This window comes from Paraburkholderia youngii, from assembly GCF_013366925.1.
Classification (GTDB): Bacteria; Pseudomonadota; Gammaproteobacteria; order Burkholderiales; family Burkholderiaceae; genus Paraburkholderia; species Paraburkholderia youngii.
Genome location: NZ_JAALDK010000001.1, coordinates 4,658,720 through 4,677,569 on the forward strand (window position 1 = coordinate 4,658,720; position 18,850 = coordinate 4,677,569).

The 18,850-nt window shown below is 65.1% G+C and carries 15 protein-coding genes and 1 pseudogene; 8 read left to right on the forward strand and 8 right to left on the reverse strand.

The window, feature by feature from the left end; all coding sequences use genetic code 11:
• Nucleotides 1-23: 23 nt before the first annotated feature.
• Nucleotides 24-737 (reverse strand): 2-C-methyl-D-erythritol 4-phosphate cytidylyltransferase, encoded by a 714-nt coding sequence (gene ispD, locus G5S42_RS21350; protein WP_176108614.1) that lies wholly within the window; start codon nucleotides 735-737, stop codon nucleotides 24-26.
• Between the two features lie 119 nt (nucleotides 738-856).
• Between ispD and mfd the strand changes: the two genes are divergently transcribed.
• The 4 genes from mfd (at nucleotide 857) to mscL (ending at nucleotide 7,388) form a co-directional block, all read left to right on the forward strand.
• Nucleotides 857-4,336 carry a transcription-repair coupling factor gene (gene mfd, locus G5S42_RS21355; RefSeq protein WP_176108615.1) on the forward strand — a complete coding sequence of 1,160 codons (3,480 nt, stop codon included), beginning with the start codon at nucleotides 857-859 and terminating at the stop codon, nucleotides 4,334-4,336.
• Between the two features lie 149 nt (nucleotides 4,337-4,485).
• Nucleotides 4,486-5,718 carry an acetylornithine deacetylase gene (gene argE / locus G5S42_RS21360; protein WP_176108616.1) on the forward strand — a complete coding sequence of 411 codons (1,233 nt, stop codon included), beginning with the start codon at nucleotides 4,486-4,488 and terminating at the stop codon, nucleotides 5,716-5,718.
• Nucleotides 5,719-5,807: 89 nt separating this feature from the next.
• Nucleotides 5,808-6,842 (forward strand): threonine/serine dehydratase family protein, encoded by a 1,035-nt coding sequence (locus G5S42_RS21365; protein ID WP_176108617.1) that lies wholly within the window; start codon nucleotides 5,808-5,810, stop codon nucleotides 6,840-6,842.
• Nucleotides 6,843-6,941: 99 nt separating this feature from the next.
• Nucleotides 6,942-7,388, forward strand: coding sequence for a large conductance mechanosensitive channel protein MscL (gene mscL / locus G5S42_RS21370; RefSeq protein WP_176108618.1), 447 nt, complete (start codon nucleotides 6,942-6,944; stop codon nucleotides 7,386-7,388).
• 123 nt (nucleotides 7,389-7,511) lie between these two features.
• On the opposite strand, the gene G5S42_RS21375 is transcribed toward mscL, so the two are convergent.
• The 3 genes and pseudogenes from G5S42_RS21375 to G5S42_RS21385 form a co-directional block, all read right to left on the reverse strand.
• Nucleotides 7,512-9,485 carry a hybrid sensor histidine kinase/response regulator gene (locus tag G5S42_RS21375; RefSeq protein WP_176108619.1) on the reverse strand — a complete coding sequence of 658 codons (1,974 nt, stop codon included), beginning with the start codon at nucleotides 9,483-9,485 and terminating at the stop codon, nucleotides 7,512-7,514.
• A 59-nt stretch (nucleotides 9,486-9,544) separates the two neighbouring features.
• Nucleotides 9,545-9,783: pseudogene (locus G5S42_RS21380) on the reverse strand (hypothetical protein).
• Between the two features lie 54 nt (nucleotides 9,784-9,837).
• Complete coding sequence (locus G5S42_RS21385) at nucleotides 9,838-11,448, reverse strand: sensor histidine kinase (RefSeq protein ID WP_176108620.1); 1,611 nt, start codon at nucleotides 11,446-11,448, stop codon at nucleotides 9,838-9,840.
• Between the two features lie 114 nt (nucleotides 11,449-11,562).
• Between G5S42_RS21385 and G5S42_RS21390 the strand changes: the two genes are divergently transcribed.
• Together G5S42_RS21390 and G5S42_RS21395 are read left to right on the forward strand one after the other, a co-directional pair.
• Nucleotides 11,563-11,898 carry a hypothetical protein gene (locus G5S42_RS21390; RefSeq protein ID WP_157646264.1) on the forward strand — a complete coding sequence of 112 codons (336 nt, stop codon included), beginning with the start codon at nucleotides 11,563-11,565 and terminating at the stop codon, nucleotides 11,896-11,898.
• The gene (locus G5S42_RS21395) at nucleotides 11,831-12,322 is read left to right on the forward strand and encodes a hypothetical protein (protein ID WP_013089382.1); all 492 of its coding nucleotides are present in this window, start codon (nucleotides 11,831-11,833) and stop codon (nucleotides 12,320-12,322) included. Before G5S42_RS21390 ends, G5S42_RS21395 begins: the two co-directional genes overlap by 68 nt.
• Nucleotides 12,323-12,521: 199 nt before the next feature.
• Here the strand turns inward: G5S42_RS21395 and G5S42_RS45220 are convergent, their stop codons facing one another.
• Both G5S42_RS45220 and G5S42_RS21400 read right to left on the reverse strand, forming a co-directional pair.
• A complete protein-coding gene (locus tag G5S42_RS45220) occupies nucleotides 12,522-12,647 on the reverse strand; it encodes a hypothetical protein (RefSeq protein ID WP_013089381.1) in 126 nt (41 codons plus the stop codon).
• Entirely contained in the window at nucleotides 12,647-15,145 is a 2,499-nt protein-coding gene (locus tag G5S42_RS21400) for an AsmA family protein (protein ID WP_176108621.1), read from the reverse strand. Before G5S42_RS21400 ends, G5S42_RS45220 begins: the two co-directional genes overlap by 1 nt.
• Before the next feature lie 211 nt (nucleotides 15,146-15,356).
• On the opposite strand from G5S42_RS21400, the gene G5S42_RS21405 reads away from it, so the two are divergent.
• A complete protein-coding gene (locus G5S42_RS21405) occupies nucleotides 15,357-16,100 on the forward strand; it encodes an ABC transporter ATP-binding protein (protein WP_176108622.1) in 744 nt (247 codons plus the stop codon).
• Nucleotides 16,097-16,903 carry an ABC transporter permease gene (locus tag G5S42_RS21410; RefSeq protein ID WP_176108623.1) on the forward strand — a complete coding sequence of 269 codons (807 nt, stop codon included), beginning with the start codon at nucleotides 16,097-16,099 and terminating at the stop codon, nucleotides 16,901-16,903. Before G5S42_RS21405 ends, G5S42_RS21410 begins: the two co-directional genes overlap by 4 nt.
• 70 nt (nucleotides 16,904-16,973) lie before the next feature.
• On the opposite strand, the gene G5S42_RS21415 is transcribed toward G5S42_RS21410, so the two are convergent.
• Nucleotides 16,974-17,522, reverse strand: coding sequence for a DUF6013 family protein (locus G5S42_RS21415; protein ID WP_176108624.1), 549 nt, complete (start codon nucleotides 17,520-17,522; stop codon nucleotides 16,974-16,976).
• 233 nt (nucleotides 17,523-17,755) lie between these two features.
• Nucleotides 17,756-18,772 (reverse strand): zinc-binding alcohol dehydrogenase family protein, encoded by a 1,017-nt coding sequence (locus G5S42_RS21420; protein ID WP_176108625.1) that lies wholly within the window; start codon nucleotides 18,770-18,772, stop codon nucleotides 17,756-17,758.
• Between the last annotated feature and the right edge of the window lie 78 nt (nucleotides 18,773-18,850).

An 18,850-nucleotide genomic window follows, 5' to 3' on the forward strand; every position in this document is an offset into this window, starting at 1 on the left:
TTCTATTGAGCAAATACGAAGTATCACGAACCGGCGGCGCGGCTCAGAATCGCCTCGGCCAGATCGAAATCTTCCGGATACGTGACCTTGAAATTGCGCAGACTGCCTTGCACGAGCTTCGGCGCATGCCCCGACCATTCGATCGCGCTCGCCTCGTCGGTCAGATCGTGGCCGTCGGCCTGCGCACGCAGGATCGCCTCGCGCAGCATGCCGATGCGGAACATCTGCGGCGTCTGCGCCTGCCACAAGCCGTCGCGTGCCTCGGTACGGGCGATGCGGTCATCGGTCGACGTGCGATCGATACGCTTTAACGTATCGGCGACCGGCAGCGCCATGATGCCGCCGACCGCGTCGTCCTTGAGCGTTCCGATCAGCGTGCGGATCAGCGCCGGCGTGATGCCGGGCCGGGCTGCGTCGTGCACGAGCACCCAATCGTCGTCGTGGGCGCCGAACTCGGCGAGCGCGTGCAGACCGTTGAGCACCGACGCCTGGCGCGACGCGCCGCCCACGCGCCGCACCGCGAAACGCAGATTGCCGAAGCGGCGCGCGTCGAAGTGCTGGTCGTCGGGTGCGATGACGACCAGCGTCTGCGTGAATTCGCTGCACGCGTCGAACGCGGCGAGCGAGTAATGCAGCATGTCGCGGCCGGCGACAGTGCGGTATTGCTTGGGCATCGCGGCGCCGGAACGGCTGCCGGTGCCTGCGCACGGGATCAGGGCGAAGAGACGGGAAGTCACGAGTGCGGATGCCGCCAGGTCAAAGTAAAGGACGGATTTTATAATACGTCCTTCGCATTCACGCCCGTGGACGCGTAAACTTGGCCGTCGTGTGAGCCCCGAGCCGCTTTCTCTCCTTTATGCCAGACATCGCCGCAATCTCGCAGTCCTCCTCGCCTGTCGCGCTCGTCAAGGCCGGCCAGCGTTTCGCCTTCGACGGCACGCGCGGTTCGTCCGACGCGCTGCTGATCGCCCGCTACCACCTCAGCTATCGCGAGAAGATGCCGCTGCTGGCGGTGGTCTGCGAAAGCGCGGTCGACGCGCAGCGGCTGTCGCAGGAAATCGGCTTCTTCGCGCCCGACGCGCGCGTGCGCCTCTTGCCCGACTGGGAGACCCTGCCTTACGACACGTTTTCGCCCCATCAGGACCTCGTGTCCGAGCGTCTCGCGACGCTGCACGATCTCGGCGAAGGCCGCTGCGACATCCTGCTGGTGCCGGCCACGACGGCCTTGTACCGGATGCCGCCCGCGTCGTTCCTCGCCGCCTACACGTTCTCGTTCTCGCAGGGCGAACGGCTCGACGAAGCGAAGCTGAAGGCGCAGCTGACGCTCGCCGGCTACGAGCACGTGAGCCAGGTCGTGCGTCCCGGCGAATACTGCGTGCGCGGCTCGCTGCTCGATCTGTTCCCGATGGGCTCCCCGCTGCCCTACCGGATCGACCTGTTCGATGACCAGGTGGACTCGATCCGGGCATTCGACCCCGACACGCAGCGCAGCCTCTATCCGGTCAAGGACGTGCGCCTGCTGCCGGGCCGCGAATTCCCGTTCGACGAAGCCGCGCGCACCGCATTCCGCAGCCGCTGGCGTGAGACCTTCGAGGGCGATCCGAGCCGCGCATCGATCTATAAAGACATCGGCAACGGCGTGCCGTCGGCGGGCATCGAATACTATCTGCCGCTGTTCTTCGAGGAAACGGCCACCCTCTTCCATTACCTGCCCGACGGTTCCCAGCTCGCGTTCGTCGGCGATCTGGACGCGGCGATCCGGCGCTTCACGAACGACACGAAACAGCGCTTCAACTTCCTGTCGCACGACCGCGACCGGCCGATCCTCGAACCGCAGAAGCTGTTCCTGTCGGACGAAGATTTCTTCACGTTCGCGAAACCGTTCGCTCGGCTCGTGCTGCCCACCAACGGCGGCGGCGCCTGGTCGATCGCTCTGCCGAACCTCGCGATCGACCGTCACGCCGACGACCCCGTCTCGGCACTGCGCGCGTATCTGAGCACGACGCCGAACCGCGTGCTGTTCGCCGCCGAATCGGCGGGCCGTCGCGAGACGCTGCTGCAACTGCTCGCCGACAATCAGCTGAAGCCCGCCTCGGCCGACAGCTTCGCCGACTGGCTCAAGAGCGATGCGCCGTTCTCGCTCGGCGTCGCGCCGCTCGCGAACGGCTTCGCGATTCCGGGCGACGGCATCGCGATCATCACCGAAACCGAGCTGTACGGACCGCTCGCGCGCCGCGCGGGGCGCCGCCGCCAGGAACAGGCGAGCAACGTCGATTCGATGGTGCGCGATCTGTCCGAGCTGAAGGTCGGCGATCCGGTCGTCCATTCGCAGCACGGCATCGGCCGCTACATGGGTCTGGTCACGATGGACCTCGGCGAAGGCGAGACCGAGTTCCTGCACCTCGAATACGCGGGCGACAGCAAGCTCTACGTGCCGGTCGCGCAATTGCACGTGATCTCGCGCTACAGCGGCGCCGATCCGGAAAGCGCGCCGCTGCATTCGCTGGGTTCGGGCCAGTGGGAAAAGGCCAAGCGCAAGGCCGCGCAGCAGATCCGCGATACCGCCGCCGAACTGCTCAACCTGTACGCGCGCCGCGCCGCCCGCGAAGGCCACGCGTTCGCGCTCGAACCAAAGGACTATGTGAAGTTCGCCGAGAGCTTCGGTTTCGAGGAGACGCCGGACCAGGCCGCCGCGATCGCGGCCGTGATCGGGGACATGACGGGCGGCAAGCCGATGGACCGGCTCGTGTGCGGCGACGTCGGCTTCGGCAAGACCGAGGTCGCGTTGCGCGCGGCGTTCATCGCGGTAATGGGCGGCAAGCAGGTCGCGCTGCTGTCGCCCACCACGCTGCTCGCCGAACAGCACACGCAAACCTTCAGTGACCGCTTCTCCGACTGGCCGGTGCGCATCGCCGAGCTGTCGCGCTTCAAGTCGACCAAGGAAGTGAACGCGGCGATCCAGCAGATCAACGAAGGTTCGGTCGACATCGTGATCGGCACGCACAAGCTGCTGTCGTCGGATGTGCAGTTCAAGCGGCTCGGGCTCGTGATCATCGACGAGGAGCATCGCTTCGGCGTGCGTCAGAAGGAAGCGCTGAAGGCGCTGCGCGCTGAAGTCGACGTGCTTACGCTGACCGCGACGCCGATTCCGCGCACGCTCGGCATGGCGCTCGAAGGCCTGCGCGATTTCTCGGTGATCGCCACGGCGCCGCAAAAGCGCCTTGCGATCAAGACCTTCGTGCGGCGCGAGGAAGACAGCGTGATTCGCGAAGCGATGCTGCGCGAGTTGAAGCGCGGCGGCCAGGTCTACTTCCTGCACAACGAAGTCGAGACGATCGAGAACCGCCGGCAGATGCTCGAAGCACTCGTGCCCGAAGCGCGCATCGCGGTCGCGCATGGGCAGATGCACGAGCGCGAACTGGAACGCGTGATGCGCGACTTCGTCGCGCAACGCGCGAATGTGCTGCTGTGCACGACGATCATCGAAACCGGCATCGACGTGCCGAGCGCGAACACGATCCTGATCCATCGTTCCGACAAGTTCGGTCTCGCGCAATTGCATCAGTTGCGGGGCCGCGTCGGCCGCTCGCATCACCAGGCATATTCATATCTGCTCGTGCATGATCCGCAGGGGCTCACCAAGCAGGCGCAACGACGGCTCGAAGCGATCCAGCAGATGGAGGAACTCGGCTCGGGCTTCTATCTCGCGATGCACGACCTCGAGATTCGCGGCACCGGCGAGGTGCTCGGCGACAAGCAGTCGGGCGAGATTCACGAGATCGGCTTCCAGCTTTATACCGACATGCTCAATGACGCGGTGAAGGCGCTGAAGAACGGCAAGGAACCGGACCTCACCGCGCCGCTCGCGGCGACCACCGAGATCAACCTGCATTCGCCGGCGATCCTGCCGTCGGATTATTGCGGCGACGTGCAGGAACGTCTGTCGCTGTACAAGCGCCTCGCGAACTGCGAACACAGCGATTCGATCGACGGTATCCAGGAGGAGCTGATCGACCGCTTCGGCAAGCTGCCGCCGCAGGCGCATGCGCTGGTGGAGACGCATCGTCTGCGGCTCGCCGCCAAACCGCTCGGCATTTCGAAGATCGATGCCGGCGAAGCGGTGATCGGCCTGCAGTTCATCCCAAATCCGCCCGTCGACGCGATGCGGATCATCGAGATGGTGCAGAAGCACAAGCACATCAAGCTCGCGGGCCAGGACAAGCTGCGTATCGAAACGCGCAGCCCGGATCTCGCGGTGCGCGTCGCGACCGTCAAGGAGACCTTGCGCGCGCTCGGTTCGCCGAGCCGCGGCACCGCGCCGGCGCCCGCGCGCTGAGGGTCCTGAACTAGCAAAAAAAACGGGGGGACGTCCCCCGTTTTTTGCATCGATGCTGCGCTGCGCCAACGCGCGCCGGGCGTTTTGGCCACCTTACCAAAATGCAATATGGGATATGATCGATAGACACAAAATGATGGAGTCATGTCATGTCTCACGTCGCTGAAACAGCGCAATCGTCGCAGTCGCCCGCCTCCTCCGCTTCTCCCGCTTCTCCGGTATCTCTGCCCTGGGTCACCCGTCTCGTGTCGATGGACACGGTGAGCCGCAATCCGAATCTCGGCCTGATCGAAACCGTACGCGACGAACTGCGCGCGGTCGGTATCGACGCGACGCTGACGCACGGCAAGGGCGGCAAATGGGCGAACCTGTTCGCGACGATTCCCGCGCACGATGGCGAAACGAACGGCGGCGTCGTGCTGTCGGGCCATACGGACGTCGTGCCAGTGGATGGCCAGCAATGGGACAGCGATCCGTTCAAGCCCGAGATTCGCGGTGACAAGCTCTACGGCCGCGGCACCTGCGACATGAAGGGTTTCATCGGCGCGGCGCTCGCGCTCGTGCCCGAGATGCAGCGTACCAGGCTCGCGAAACCGATCCACTTCGCGCTGTCATTCGACGAGGAAGTTGGCTGCGTCGGCGCGCCGCTGATGATCGCCGATCTGATGAAGCGCGGCGTGAAGCCGGACGGCTGTATCGTCGGCGAGCCGACCAGCATGCGCCCGATCATCGCGCACAAGGGCATCAACGCGTATCACTGCTGCGTGCGAGGCCAGGCCGCGCATTCGTCGCTGACGCCGAAGGGCTTGAACGCGATCGAGTACGCGGCGCGCCTGATCTGCCACATCCGCGACATGGCCGACCAGTTCCGCGCGCAAGGCCCGTTCGACGAACTGTACGACGTGCCGTTCAGCACCGCGCAGACCAGCACGATCACGGGCGGCAACGCGATCAACACGGTGCCGGCCGAATGCCAGTTCCAGTTCGAATTCCGCAATCTGCCGACGCTCGATCCCGAGCAGATCTTCGCGCGCATCGACAGCTACGCGCGCGAAACGCTGCTGCCGAAAATGCTGCGCGAGCATCCGGCGGCCGCGATCGAGATCACGAAGATCGCCGCGGCGCCCGGACTGGATTCGTCTGAACAGGCCGCGATCACGCAACTCGTGCGCGCGCTGACGGCCGACCAGGACAAGCGTAAGGTCGCGTACGGCACCGAGGCAGGCCTCTTCTCGAACGCGGGGATTCCGAGCATCGTCTGCGGCCCCGGCGATATCCAGCAGGCGCACAAGGCGAACGAATTCGTCGAGCTCGAGCAGCTCGTCGCGTGCGAGCGCTTCCTGCGCAAGTTCATTCACAGCATGTCGGTCGAGGCCGCTTAGCCCGTCTCGTTGCAGCGGCGCGCAGCCGCGGTGAACCTGCGCGCCGCGCCACGGGTCTGAGCGACATCGACGACTCCGGAGCGACCGCCATGTCCAGCGCCATGCAGCAGCACACGGATCACACGATCGACGGCGAGCCGATCCCCACGCTCGACGACATCGCCGCGCAGCATTTCGCATTGACGCCGTGGGTCGCGCGCACGCCGGTGTTCGACCGGCTCGACTTCTCGTCGCTGCGCGGCACCGTCGTCAATTTCAAGTTCGAGCTCTTGCAGGCGGGTGGCAGCTTCAAGGCGCGCGGCGCCTTTACGAACCTGCTCGCGCTCGACGACGCGCAGAAGAGCGCGGGCGTGACCTGCGTGTCGGGCGGCAATCACGCGGTGGCGGTCGCCTATGCGGCGATGCGGCTCGGCGTCAGCGCGAAGGTCGTGCTGTTCAGCGCGGCGAATCCGGCGCGCGTCGCGTTGTGCCGTGCATACGGCGCCGACATCGTCTATGCGGAAGATCTCGCCGAAGCGTTCGAACTGGTGCGACGCATCGAGGCCGAGGAAGGCCGTTATTTCGTGCATCCGTTCAACGGTTATCGCACGGTGCTCGGCTCGGCGACGCTCGGCTACGAATGGGCGACGCAAACACCCGACCTCGAAGCGGTGATCGTGCCGATCGGCGGCGGCGGCCTCGCGGCCGGCGTCTCCACCGCGCTGCGCCTCGCGAATCCGAACATACACGTGTACGGCGTCGAACCGGAAGGCTCCGATGTGATGAGCAAGAGTTTTGCCGCCAACCATACGGTCAGAATGGGCCATATGTACAGCATCGCCGATTCGCTGATGTCGCCGCATACCGAGCAATATAGCTACGAGTTGTGCCGCCGCCATATCGATCGGCTCGTCACGGTGTCCGACGATCAGTTGCGCGAAGCGATGCTGATCCTGTTCAATCAGCTGAAGCTCGCGGTCGAGCCGGCTTGCGCGGCCGCCACCGCAGCACTGCTCGGACCGTTGCGCGAACAGTTGCAGGGCAAACGTGTGGGCGTGCTGCTGTGCGGCGCGAACATCGACCCGGTCAGTTTTGCCGCGCATCTGGAGCGTGCGCGTCATAGCGAGTCACAGTTTCCTCATTAACGACACGCGGCGAATGCACTTGTTGCGTCGGGGCCAAAGCACTAGCCTATCCGCTTCAGGTTGGTATGATTCGGCTATTCATATCAGGGAGGTGTGTGTATGAGCATGATCCAGGAATTTAAAGAATTTGCCCTCAAAGGCAATGTGATGGATCTGGCGGTCGGTGTGATTATCGGCGGCGCATTTTCCACCATTGTCAATTCCGTGGTTAAAGACCTGATCATGCCGGTCGTCGGGCTCGCTACCGGCGGCTTCGATTTCTCCAATCTGTTCGTTCGCCTCGGCCATATTCCAGCGACTTACAAAGGCAACCCCGAATCGTATAAAGACCTGCAGACGGCCGGCGTGGCGGTATTCGGTTACGGCTCGTTCATTACCGCGACGATCAACTTCATCATTCTCGCGTTCATCATCTTTCTGATGGTCAAGTTCATCAACAAACTGCGCAAGGAGCCGCAAGCTGCTCCGGCGGAACCGCCGCCGACGCCGGAAGACGTGCTGCTGCTGCGCGAGATCCGCGATTCGCTGCAAAACCAGCAGCGTTAATTGTTAAATAAAGCCCGGTTTCAAATACCTGAGCCCGTGAAATGAAAAGGCCTGTTGCGATTGACTTCGCAACAGGCCTTTGTCTTTTCACTTTGCTTTCAGCACACTGCCCTTTATAGAGCCTCACGCATTCTTTTGCGCCTTCAATTGCGCGGCGCTTTCGATCATCGCTTGGAGCTGGCCGAAATTGACAGGCTTCGTCAGATGCGATGTAAAGCCCGCACCCAAACAACGGCGCACGTCCTCGTCGGTGCCGAAGCCGGTCAACGCGACGGCTGGCACATCGGAATGTTCGCGAAACGCCTCGATGAAATCGAGGCCGGTGCCATCGGGCAACCCAACATCGCTGACAACCAGATCGAAGTTCTGCAGCTGCGTCGCCGCAAGCGCATCGTCGATGCGCCCGACCACCGTCACCTGATGACCCAAGCCGTGCATCAATTGGGCCATCACGTCGGCGGTATCGGCATGATCCTCGATCAGCAGCACGGTCAGCGAACTCGCCGGCTGCACGGTGCTCGGCACGATGACCGGCGGCGCGGCGGTCGGCGCGGCCGCGGTCGGCAGCGTGATCGTGAAGGTCGCGCCGCAATGCGGACCGGGACTCTGCGCGGTCACGGTGCCGCCGTGCACGTCGGTCAGCGCCTTCGTGATCGCGAGACCGAGCCCCAGCCCGCCGAATTGCCGCGTCATACTCTGGTCGCCCTGCTCGAACGCGTTGAACAGCTTGCCGATCTGCTCCGGCTCGATGCCGATGCCGGTGTCTTCGACCGAGATCTGCACCTGCATGCGTTCGTCGCGCGTGCGTACATAGATATGGCCGCCGTCCGGCGTGAACTTGGCGGCATTGCGAATCAGGTTCCACAGCATCTGTTGCAGACGCGCGCGATCGGCGAGCACGTAGTGATGTTTCGCGCGCTTGTCGACATGCACATCCTGCTGCTTGACCTGGATTTCGCTGCGAAAGAGTTCGAGCACGCTGTCGATCACGTCGTGCACGTCGACGGTTTCCAGCGACAGCCGCAGCTTGCCGTTCGCGACGCGCGTCAGATCGAGCAGATCGTCGATCAGCCGTGCCTCCAGCTCGACGTTGCGGCGGATCATCCGCACGCTCGCGCGCGCCTGCTCGGGCAGATCGGCAATCATCTCGAGCACGCTCGCGCCCGCCAGCACCGGAGTGAGCGGCGTGCGCAATTCGTGCGACAGCATCGCGAGAAAACGGTCCTTCGCGCGGTTCGCTTCTTCGGCGGCCTGGCGCGCGGCCTGCTCGGACTCGAGCAGCCGCTCGCGCTCCTCGATCGCCTCGCGCTGCGAGTGAATGTCGGTGCAACTGCCGAACCATTTGCTGACGTTGCCTTCGGCATCGCGCATCGCGACCACGCGCACGTCGAACCAGCGGTACTGGCCGTCGTGGCGGCGAATCCGCATCTCGTGCCGATAGTCGCCGTTGCGGCTCGCCACGGCCTTGAGCCAGCTTTGCCGGATCTGCTCGCGATCGTCGGGATGCACGGCGTCGAGCCACGCAAGACCATGCGAGCTGGATTCGGGCAAGCCGGTGTAGTCGTACCATTGCTTCGACAGGAAGTCGCAATCGCCGGCTGCGTCGCAGGTCAGCACCAGATGCGGCAACGTCTCCGACAGCGTGCGGTAATGCAGTTCGCGATCGCGCAGCAGCAGCGCTTCGTCGGACGCGCGTTGCAGCCGCACCTGCGACAGCACGCGCTCCACGGCCTCCGGCAGATAGTCGAGATAGTCGCCGGACTTCGGCACCACGTCGGACACGCCCGCGCGCAGCGCTTCGATCACGCGCGACTCGTCGGTGAAGCCGGTCACGAGAATCGCCGGAATGCGCACGCCCTCCGCGCGCAGGCGCCGAAAGAAATCGAGCCCGGTCTCCGGCCCGTTCAACTGATAGTCGAGCACCAGCAGATCGAGGCCGCCGCTCGCGAGCCGCTCGCGGGCCGCCTCGACACCGGCGCAGATCGCCACCCGGCAGCCGGCGCGTTCGAGCGACTTGCGCGCGAGCCGCAGGATGCCCTCGTCGTCATCGACAACGAGCACATAAGCGGCTTGCGGCTTGGACACTTCTTCGGTCATGCGGATGCTCTGTGGCTAAGGTCAGTGCTTATGTTGTCATGAACGGCTTTCGGTCGCCTTCAGGCCGGCTCGAGCCGATGCGCCGGCGGCAGCTCGACCACTTGCAGAAAAAAGCCCAGCCGGCGCACGGCCTCGATGAACGTATCGTATTCGACCGGCTTGCGGACGCAGACGTTGCAACCGGGTTCGTAGCAGCGAGCGGATTCGCGCCGGCGCGGCGCAGATTCCGCTCGACGAGCGTTGCGTGGCCGTCGTCGTCTTCGATCAGAACGAAGCTGGCCGTTTGCGCGTGATTCATAGGCTCTGCGTGCCAACGATTCGTCATCCATGTCCGCGCCGGCATGCGCAACGCTCAGAAGCGCACGGGCTGCTCGGGCAGCACCACGAAAAAAGTCGAACCGGCGCCCTCGGCCGATTCGACCCAGACCCGCCCGCCGTGCCGCTCGACCGTGCGCCGCACCACCGCGAGGCCGATCCCCTCGCCGCTAGCGACGTCTGCATGCAGACGCTGGAACGCGCGAAACACCTTCGATAGATACGCGGCCGGAATGCCTAGCCCATTATCGCGGACGTAATAGGTGCGCATACGGACCGCGCGCGGCTCGCTTTCATCGACGGGTTCGGGCGCCAGCGCGCCGACCTCGATGCGCCCGCGGCGCGCCGGATCGAGAAAAGTCAGCGCATTGCCGATCAGGTTGCTGAAGATCTGTTCGACCGCCGCCGGATCGCCCCATGCGGGCGGCAGCTCGCGCACCGTGACGCTCGCGGCGCGCTGGTCGATCGTGCCTTGCAGTCCATCGACGACCCGCGCCACCGCGCGCCCGACGCTGACCCGCTGCCACTGGTATTCGAGCCGTCCCGCGCGCGAGATGCGCAACAGCGCGTCGATGATCGCCGCCGCGCGCGCAACAGCCGTGCGCAAATAGTGCAACGACTCGCGCATGTCGCCATTCAGAATCTGCGTCATGCACCGCGCTTCGATCACAGGCAGGCGAGCCCGCCCGACGAGGCCGTCGAGTTCGTCGCACGATACGTGCAGCTCCTTCGAAAACCCTTGCAGATTCACGAGCGGCGAGCGCAGATCATGCGACACGCTGTAGATGAACATCTCGTTGTCCTGCGTTTCCTGGCGCAATTCCTCATTGACGGCCGTCAGTTCGCGCGCGCGTGCTTCGAGCTCGGTCTTCAGGGCCTGCTGCCCGGCTTCCGCCTCGCGCAGACGCGTATCGGTCTGATGCAGCACCGAGTCGAGCGCGGCGATTTCGTCGCTGCCCGACAACGGCGCCGCGAGCGGCCGGCCGCTGCCGAGCCGCTCGGCGTTATCGGTCAGCACTTCGAGGCGCTGGCCGATGCCGCGCGCGAACACGAAGGCGGTGACCGCCCAGATCAGCATCGAGCCGAATGCCGCGGCGATCAGCGCGCGCTGCTGAAGGTCACGACGCTCGCCGAGCGCGCTCGAGCGCTCGGCATCGAGTACCGACGCCGCCGCGTCGAACTGGGCCAACTCCTCGCGGAACACGGCGATCTGCTCCGGCAACTCGCCGGTTTCGAGCGCGATATAGCGGCGTAGACTGCGCCCCTCGTGCAAAGCCTGCGAGATCGCGACACTCTGTTCGCGATACGCGCCGATCGCGCGCCGCATGCTGCGTACGCGCTCGGCCTGGGCCGGTGTTTCGGCGACGAGCGCATCGAGCTTCGCGAGCCGGTCGTTCAGTTCGACCCACACCGCGTGGCGGTCGATCAGCGACGCATCGCCCGTCACCATCGCGGTGCGCACGCGCGCGGCCTGGCGCAGCAGCGGGTCGACGATGGCCGACGACTCGTAGAGGATCTGCTTGCTGTTGTCGACCCATCGCGCGGCCTGCGCGGTGCGCTCCTGGGTGTCGAAGACGACCCCGAGCAGCGCAAGTTCGACCACGCTCGGTATCGCGATCAGCAGCAGGCCTTTGGTGAATAGTTTCATGGTTCCGTCAGGGCGTTCAGGCTGTGGTTCAGGCTGTCACTCGAACGGCGGGGCTCGCGCACCCGTGGCGCCCTGTAAGGCGGGCGCCGCGCGGCCGGACGGGCCATTATCGACGTGAACCAGAGATATTTCAACGGCGCGCCTGCAAGCGCTCGACCACACAAAAATGACTTTTTTATTGGGATGGGATGTTTTTTCCGCGCCGCCTGCGTCTATGATGGAGACAAGGTGTGCTGGGATGCGAATGCGCGCGGCGAGGCGGTTCGGCATGATTCGTGCGGGAGCGGTGGAGCGATGCAGCAACGTCGAATCATCGTGAATCCGGCCTTGTCGTATGCTATAAAAGATCGACGTGCGGCGCGCGAAAGCCGGGAGTGGTCGCATGAGGACGCAGCGTTTCTTGCAATTCTTTTTCAGGCGAATTTTTATGTCCTTCCCGAAAAAGCGTAGACGCGCGAAGGTGGACGGCGACGAGTCGTTCCTCGCGGTTCTGCGGCATTTCAAGCCGTTCGGTCAACTCGACACCAAGATTGCGCGGGCTCGCGCGCAGGACGAACCGGTGCTCTATGCACACGTACTGCCCGGACTCGACGTGCTTCTATGCAGTGTGCGCGGCGCGCAGCCGCCCTACCCCGCACCAGCCGAATTGCGGCGGCGCTGCATCGAATCCATTACCAACGCACTGGAGCAACCGCTCGATGGTCTCGAGAACGGCGGCTACTGGTACGAGGCCGACGGCTTTGGCTTCCTCGTGTTCGCGAGTCGTGCGCGCGGCAAGATTCTGACGGAGTTCGGCGCGACGCGGATCGGTACTCGCCGCGGCGTGCGTCGCCAGGATGCGTCGGGCGATGCAACACCGCGCTCTCTCCGATAGCGCCGCTCAGAGACCCTGAAGTTCAGGGTTGCTGACAGCTCGTTTCGTCGTCATTCATCCGCGGTTTCGACAGCCGATGTCGTCACCCATCGCTGGCGTCTTCGGTGGCGCGCTGCGTTGCTTTCCAGTTCGCTTCATTGCATTGAAACACGGGCTTCGACGGCGACCGCGCGCAGTTGCGCGCGCGGCACCCTGCCATTCATTCGGCCATTGCATCATCGACGCGCTCGCGCGCGGGCGGCACGCTGATCAGCCACAGAAAGATCACGCACAGGCCGCCACCAAGGCCCCAGTTCAACCAGTCCACAGGCAAGCCCGACAACATCAGCTGCCCTTGTAGTCGGCCGCGCTCGCCGGCGACTGCGTCGCGGGCTTGCGATTGCGATCCGTCGCGGCCGGCGACGACGCGCCGCCCGAGGACTTGTTGACCGGCGCGCCCTCCAGCGACATCGGCGCCTTCGGCTGTTGCTTCACGCCCGGCGCCGGCGCGTTCGGCATCTGCCGCACCTGCGCGAGCAATTGCGTGCACGGCAGCGGCTTGTTGTTGCTCGGCGCGAGCAGCGGGATCAGCGCCGCGAACGGATTGATCAGCCCGAGCCCGACCGCCGCGCCGCCACGCAGCGCAAGCGCGGCCGCATTGACACCGACGTGCGGGTCCTTGAAGGTGCCCTTCACGTACAGCGGCGAGCGCAGCGAAAAGACCCGGAAGCCCTTCGTATGCGGATGCACGCCGAGGTCCATCGTTTCGTCGCGCAGATTGATGTGACCGTCGATGTTGATCACCGCGTCGTCGGTATCGAGCGCGAACACGCGCGCTTCGAGCACGCCGTCGGTCGCGACGAAATCGGCGGCCGCGCAGTTGATCTTCACGTCGCGATTGCCGAACAGCTTTTCATAGACGACGTTCGCGACGTTCAGGCCGGCCGCCTCCATCAGCAGACGGCTCACGGTGCCCTCGCTCACGAGCGCCTTCAGCTCGCCGTTCGAAGTCGCGGCGAGCGCCGCCGGAGAGTTGCCGGTCGCGGACAGCGACGCGTCGCCGTTGATCTCGCCGAGCGCGCTCTGCATCGTCTTGAAGTTCGGGAACAATTGCTTGAGCTTCAGATGCCGCGCCGACATCGCGAAGCGCCCCTTCAACGGCGCCCCGCTGCCATCGAGATAAATGTCCGACGCGAGCGAGCCGCCCGCGACGCCGAACTTGAGCGGCACGAGCGACAGCACGCCGTCGGTCATCACGACATGCGTGTACAGATCCGTGATCGGCAGATTCGCGTTCTTGATGATGCGCCGGCCGGTGAACTTGACGTCGGCGTCGATCGCCTTCCAGCGGTCGGTGCGGAACTCCTCGACCGGCAGCGCGCGGTTGCTCGGCTGCGCGGCAGCGCCGCCGCGCTTCGCCTTGCTCGCGTTCGAATCGGCGCCGATCACCGGCGCGAGATCCGAGAATTGCAACAGATGCGACTCGAGTTCGCCTTTCAGCAGCGGACGCGGCTGGCGGCCGGTATAGGTCAACGAACCGTTCAGATCGCTGCCGCCGACCCGGCCTGTAAAGTTTTCATACGTGAACACGTTGCCGCTCGATTTGAACCGGCCGATCAGATGGCCCTCGGTCGCGTATGGCGGGGTCTCGGGCAGGGTCACCCCCGTCAGCGAATATAGCCGGGCCATGCTGTTGCCTTGCAGCCAGAGACGCAGATCGAGCGCCGCGAGATGCGCCGGATCGGTGACCGTGCCGACGAAGGCGATATGCAGGTCGCCGGCTTTGACGTCGGCCTGCACCGGGAACGGCCGGTTCGCGTCCTGCAGCGCGAGCACGCCGCCGAGCTTGCCGCTGCCCGACAGCGGCGTGCGGTTGTAGATGCCCTTGACGGTCCAGGCGATCGCATAGAGCGGCGTCGCGCGTGGCGCGCCGGGTGCGGTGCCGCTCGCGGCCGAGACGGCCGCAGGCGTGCTGGCGCTCTCACTGGCGGTTTCACCACCTGGCGCGGCGGCGCCGCTCGTCGCGAGCGCGCCGGAAGTCGCGGGCGCGCCTGATGTTGCAGCCGGGCCCGAGGCTGCCGACGCCTGTGCCGGCGTCTGTGCCTCAGAAGCTGCCGCTTCGGAAGCCGCCTTCGCCGCCGAGGCCGCCTGCGCTTCGGCCTGCGCGGCAAGCTGGCTCGCACCCGCGCGGCCGATCGCCTGCGCCGACGCGCTGCGCGAGGCCGCCTCCTGCTGCTTCAGCGCGTCGCCGATCGGGATCGGCTGCCCGAGCGTATCGACGACCATCTGCACCTCGACCTTCTTCTGCTGATCCGAGAGCGCGATATTGCCCTTCGCGAACGCGATATCGTGCAGATCGAGCTTCCACTCGGATGGCCCGGTCGATGAAGGCAGTTTGAAGGTCCAGTTATTGCGGCCGTCTACAAGACGTTCGAGATCGACCGATGGATTCACGAGGTTGATCGCCGGAATCACGATGTCGTGCGCGAGGAGCGGCAGCACCTCGACTTCGAAGTCGATTTCGTCGAGCGTCGCGAACTGCGGCTGTTTGGCCCAGTCGGGATTGCCGATCGTGATGTTGGCGGCCGAAAAGCGCGGCCAGGGCACCCAGCCGCGCCAGCCGGTTTCGCCGACCGCATGACGCCAGCCCACCTTCAGATCGCCGTTGATCGCGAACGGCCTGCCGATCGCCTGGCTGACCTTGTCGTCGATGTAAGGCCGCGCGCGGTTCCAGTCGAAGGTCAGGATGAAGATGACGAGCGCAACGATCAGGATGACGAGCACCGCCAGCAGCCATGCAAGGATTTTTCCGACCCGTCGTCCGATGCTGCTCGACACTGCCATTGAAAGGCTCCGCGTGTTGTTCCACGTTGTGCACCGTGCAGCAGTTATCGTGCCTGGCGCGTGGCAATGAATCGTCGCGCCGGTTGTGGGTTGTGTGCGCTATTCGCGCCTCGCCGTTTTATCATGGCGCACGCTTTGCCGACAGACCGACCGGCGCATTGACGCCGTCGCGCCGGCATCGAAGCGACACCCTCCCCACGACGCTCCAACCATGACGACCGATGTTCCTCTCCTTTTCGCCGACGGCATCGTGCGGCGGGATGCGCAGCGCGGCCAGACGCTGTTGCAGCAGACCACTTTCGTGCTGCGCGCCGGCGAGCGCGTCGCGATCACCGGACCGTCCGGCTCCGGCAAGAGCGTGTTCCTGCGCGCGCTCGCGCTGCTCGATCCGATCGATGCAGGGCGCATCTTGTGGCATGGTGCGCCGCTCGTGCGAGCGGCGATTCCGCGCTATCGGCGCGGCGTCGCGTATATCCGGCAGCGGCCCGCGCTGATCGACGGCAGCGTCGAAGACAATCTGCGCTATCCGTTCGAGCTGCGCGCGTATCGCGACGCGCGCTTCGATCGCGTGCGGGCGGCCACGCTTGCGATGCAGGCCGGCCGCGGCGAGGACTTTCTCGGCAAGCGCGCAAGCGAATTGTCGGGCGGCGAAGCGCAGATCGCCGCGCTGATCCGGGTGCTGCAACTCACGCCCGAAGTGTTGTTGCTCGACGAGCCGACCGCGTCGCTCGACCCGGCTTCGTCGCGCGCGATCGAAGCGCTCGTGCAGGCATGGTTCGATGCCGCGCCTCGCGCTCACGCATCGATATGGGTATCGCACGATCTCGAGCAGGCGGCACGCATGAGCGAACGGCATTTGACGATGCGCGCCGGCGTGCTGGCCGAACACACCACGGTGCGGCGCGACGCGGACCAACGCGATGTTGCGGGCCTGCGTCGGGAGTCCCGCCCATGAGCCTGCAGAATCTGAGCTTGTGGGACGTCGCAATCGCGACGCTGCTGATCGTCGTGAATGGCGTGGTGTCGGTCGCGTTGAAACTCGATCTCGAACGCAAGCTCGCATGGGCGGCGGTGCGCACCGTGGTCCAGTTGCTCGCGATCGGCTATGTGCTCGGCTGGGTGTTCAGTTTCGCTCGCTGGTACGTGGTGCTGCCGCTGATGATCGTGATGACGCTGATCGCGGGTTTCGCCGGCGCGCAGCGCGGCAGCCACACCTATGCCGGACAACGCGCCGACAGTGTGCTGTCGATCTGGGTCAGCTCGTGGCTCGTGGCCGCGGTGGGACTGTTCGTCGTGATCCGCATCCATCCGTGGTACGAGCCGCAATATGCGATTCCGATTCTCGGCATGATCCTCGGCAACACGCTGACCGGTGTATCGCTCGGCATCGAGCGGATGACCGAGGAACTGACCGCGCGGCGCGACCGCGTCGACATGGCGCTCGCGCTCGGCGCGACACGCTGGGAGGCCGCGCAGGCGCCGGCGCGCCAGGCGGTGCGCGCGGGCATGATGCCGACGTTGAATCAGATGGCGGTGGTCGGCGTCGTCAGTTTGCCGGGCATGATGACCGGGCAGGTGCTGGCCGGGCAGTCGCCATTGCAGGCGGTGCGCTATCAGATCGTCATCATGTTTCTGATCGCGGCGGCGTCGGCGCTGGGGACGGTGGGCGCAGTGCTGCTCACGTACCGACGACTGTTTTCGGCCGAGCATCAGTTCTTGCCGGCGCGGCTCGTCGAGCGTGAGGCACGCAAAGGATGACTCACCGGGATGACACGCTAACGCATGTGACGGTTCGCGCACGCGGCCATCACCGCGCGCGCTGGATCATTCAACGCTTCGCGGTGACGGCGACCTCAGTGCCATCGTTCAGCGTCAGCGTTTTCGTCGTGCCGTTGACCGGCATCGTGAAACGCACGATCTGACTCATGCGCACATCGTTCGGACACTTGAGCGACTTGCCTGCGCTCGTCACGGTTTTGACACCATGCGGCGTCTGCGCCTGGAAGCTCAGCTGTACGGTCGCGGTGCCGTCGCTCGCCACCACCGGTGCGAGACGGATCTGCGTCTGGCGGATCATCGCGCCGTTCTCGTCGACCGGCAGCGACGCATAGTCCGGGCATGCGTCGGTAGCGGGCACCGGACCGCCGGGCGGCACGGTCTTCCACGTGAAGTCGTCCGTTTCGCCCGAGCGGATCGTGCGGGTCTCCTGGGAATTGCCGAACTGTTTCGACGTGACGCGAACGGTGTAGCGGATCGGACCGTCGAGCGCGGCCTTGTTGGTCACCGTGATCGGCGTGGCTGCGTGAGCAGCCGGCTCGAGCGCGCAGGCGAGAGAAGCGACAATCGAAACGGCGGAGAGTTTGAAGCTGAAGCTCATACTGTCACCTCGTTGTTGTGCCGCTGCGCGCTCGCGTCGACGCGATTGCCCGTGCACTGTTCGCGCACTGCCGAGGCCCGGCCGGTTCACACCGCCTTGCCTCGCCGCAAGACACGCAACCGTTTTGGCATGCTGCGTCGTCAGTCTAACGCCAAGCGCGCTGCCGCGCGTGTCGTGTAGGCTCGGGTGTTAACCCGCTTGCGGCGACGCGCTTTCTGCGCGTCGATTTCATCTCAGAAGCCGGTCAGCACCAGCTTGCCGATCGCGCGCCCTGCTTCCAGCAACCGATGCGCGCGGCGCAGATTCTCGGCGTTGATGCGGCCCAAGTCCTCGCCGAGCGTCGTGCGCAACGTGCCCGCGTCGACGAGGCGCGCGACCTCGGTCAGCAGCTTGTGCTGCTCGATCATGTCGGGCGTGCCGAACATCGAGCGCGTGAACATGAATTCCCAGTGAAACGCGGCGCTCTTCGCCTTCAGCAATTCGACCGGTACCGCGGCGCTGTTTTCGACGATCGTGCAGATACCGCCTTGCGGTTTGATCAGTTCGGCCGCGGCCGGGAAATTGCGATCGGTGTCGTTGAAGATCAGGACGTAGTCGACCTGTTCGATGCCGAGCTCTTTCATCTGCGCGGACAGATCGCCAAAGTGATCGACGACGTGATCCGCGCCGAGCTCCCGTGCCCATTTCGCCGATTCGGGCCGCGACGCGGTCGCGATCACCTTCAGCTTGGCGAGCTGCTTGGCGAGCTGGATGCCGATCGAGCCGACCCCGCCCGCGCCGCCGAAAATCAGCACCGTGCGGCCTGCGTCGGCGCCCTGCGGCGACACGCCGAGGCGGTCGAACAATGCTTCCCATGCAGTGATCGCGGTCAGCGGCAAGGCGGCCGCGTGCGTGAAATCGAGCGACGCCGGCTTGTGTCCGACGATCCGTTCGTCCACCAGATGAAACTCGCTGTTGGCGCCCGGCCGCGTAATGCTGCCCGCATAAAACACGGGATCGCCGACCTTGAACAGCGTGACCTCGGGCCCGGCCGCGACGACGGTGCCGGCCGCGTCCCAGCCGAGCACGCGCGGCGTCTTCTCGACGCTATCCTTCGGCGCGCGCACCTTGGTGTCGACCGGGTTCACCGAAATGGCTTCGACCTTGACCAGCAGATCGCGGCCGCTCGCTTCGGGTTTGGGGATCTCGACGTCGACGAGCGCTTCGGCGTGATCTATTGGCAGATAACGGTAGAGTCCGACGGCTTTCATGGCTGCTCCTCGTGGGTTCGGTTGATGTGCAAGCATGACCCGAATCGTAAGACGGTTCTTATTCTGCTAAAACAGTCA

Bases quoted from the DNA above. Each gene is read 5' to 3' on its own strand.
- G5S42_RS21410 (WP_176108623.1), top strand. From the start codon at position 16,097: ATGAGCCTGCAGAATCTGAGCTTGTGGGACGTCGCAATCGCGACGCTG.
- G5S42_RS21405 (WP_176108622.1), top strand. From the start codon at position 15,357: ATGACGACCGATGTTCCTCTCCTTTTCGCCGACGGCATCGTGCGGCGG.
- G5S42_RS21365 (WP_176108617.1), top strand. From the start codon at position 5,808: ATGTCCAGCGCCATGCAGCAGCACACGGATCACACGATCGACGGCGAG.
- mscL (WP_176108618.1), top strand. From the start codon at position 6,942: ATGAGCATGATCCAGGAATTTAAAGAATTTGCCCTCAAAGGCAATGTG.
- G5S42_RS21385 (WP_176108620.1), bottom strand. From the start codon at position 11,448: ATGAAACTATTCACCAAAGGCCTGCTGCTGATCGCGATACCGAGCGTG.
- G5S42_RS21415 (WP_176108624.1), bottom strand. From the start codon at position 17,522: ATGAGCTTCAGCTTCAAACTCTCCGCCGTTTCGATTGTCGCTTCTCTC.
- G5S42_RS21395 (WP_013089382.1), top strand. From the start codon at position 11,831: ATGAGGACGCAGCGTTTCTTGCAATTCTTTTTCAGGCGAATTTTTATG.
- G5S42_RS21400 (WP_176108621.1), bottom strand. From the start codon at position 15,145: ATGGCAGTGTCGAGCAGCATCGGACGACGGGTCGGAAAAATCCTTGCA.
- G5S42_RS21420 (WP_176108625.1), bottom strand. From the start codon at position 18,772: ATGAAAGCCGTCGGACTCTACCGTTATCTGCCAATAGATCACGCCGAA.
- G5S42_RS45220 (WP_013089381.1), bottom strand. From the start codon at position 12,647: ATGTTGTCGGGCTTGCCTGTGGACTGGTTGAACTGGGGCCTTGGTGGC.
- G5S42_RS21375 (WP_176108619.1), bottom strand. From the start codon at position 9,485: ATGACCGAAGAAGTGTCCAAGCCGCAAGCCGCTTATGTGCTCGTTGTC.
- argE (WP_176108616.1), top strand. From the start codon at position 4,486: ATGTCTCACGTCGCTGAAACAGCGCAATCGTCGCAGTCGCCCGCCTCC.
- mfd (WP_176108615.1), top strand. From the start codon at position 857: ATGCCAGACATCGCCGCAATCTCGCAGTCCTCCTCGCCTGTCGCGCTC.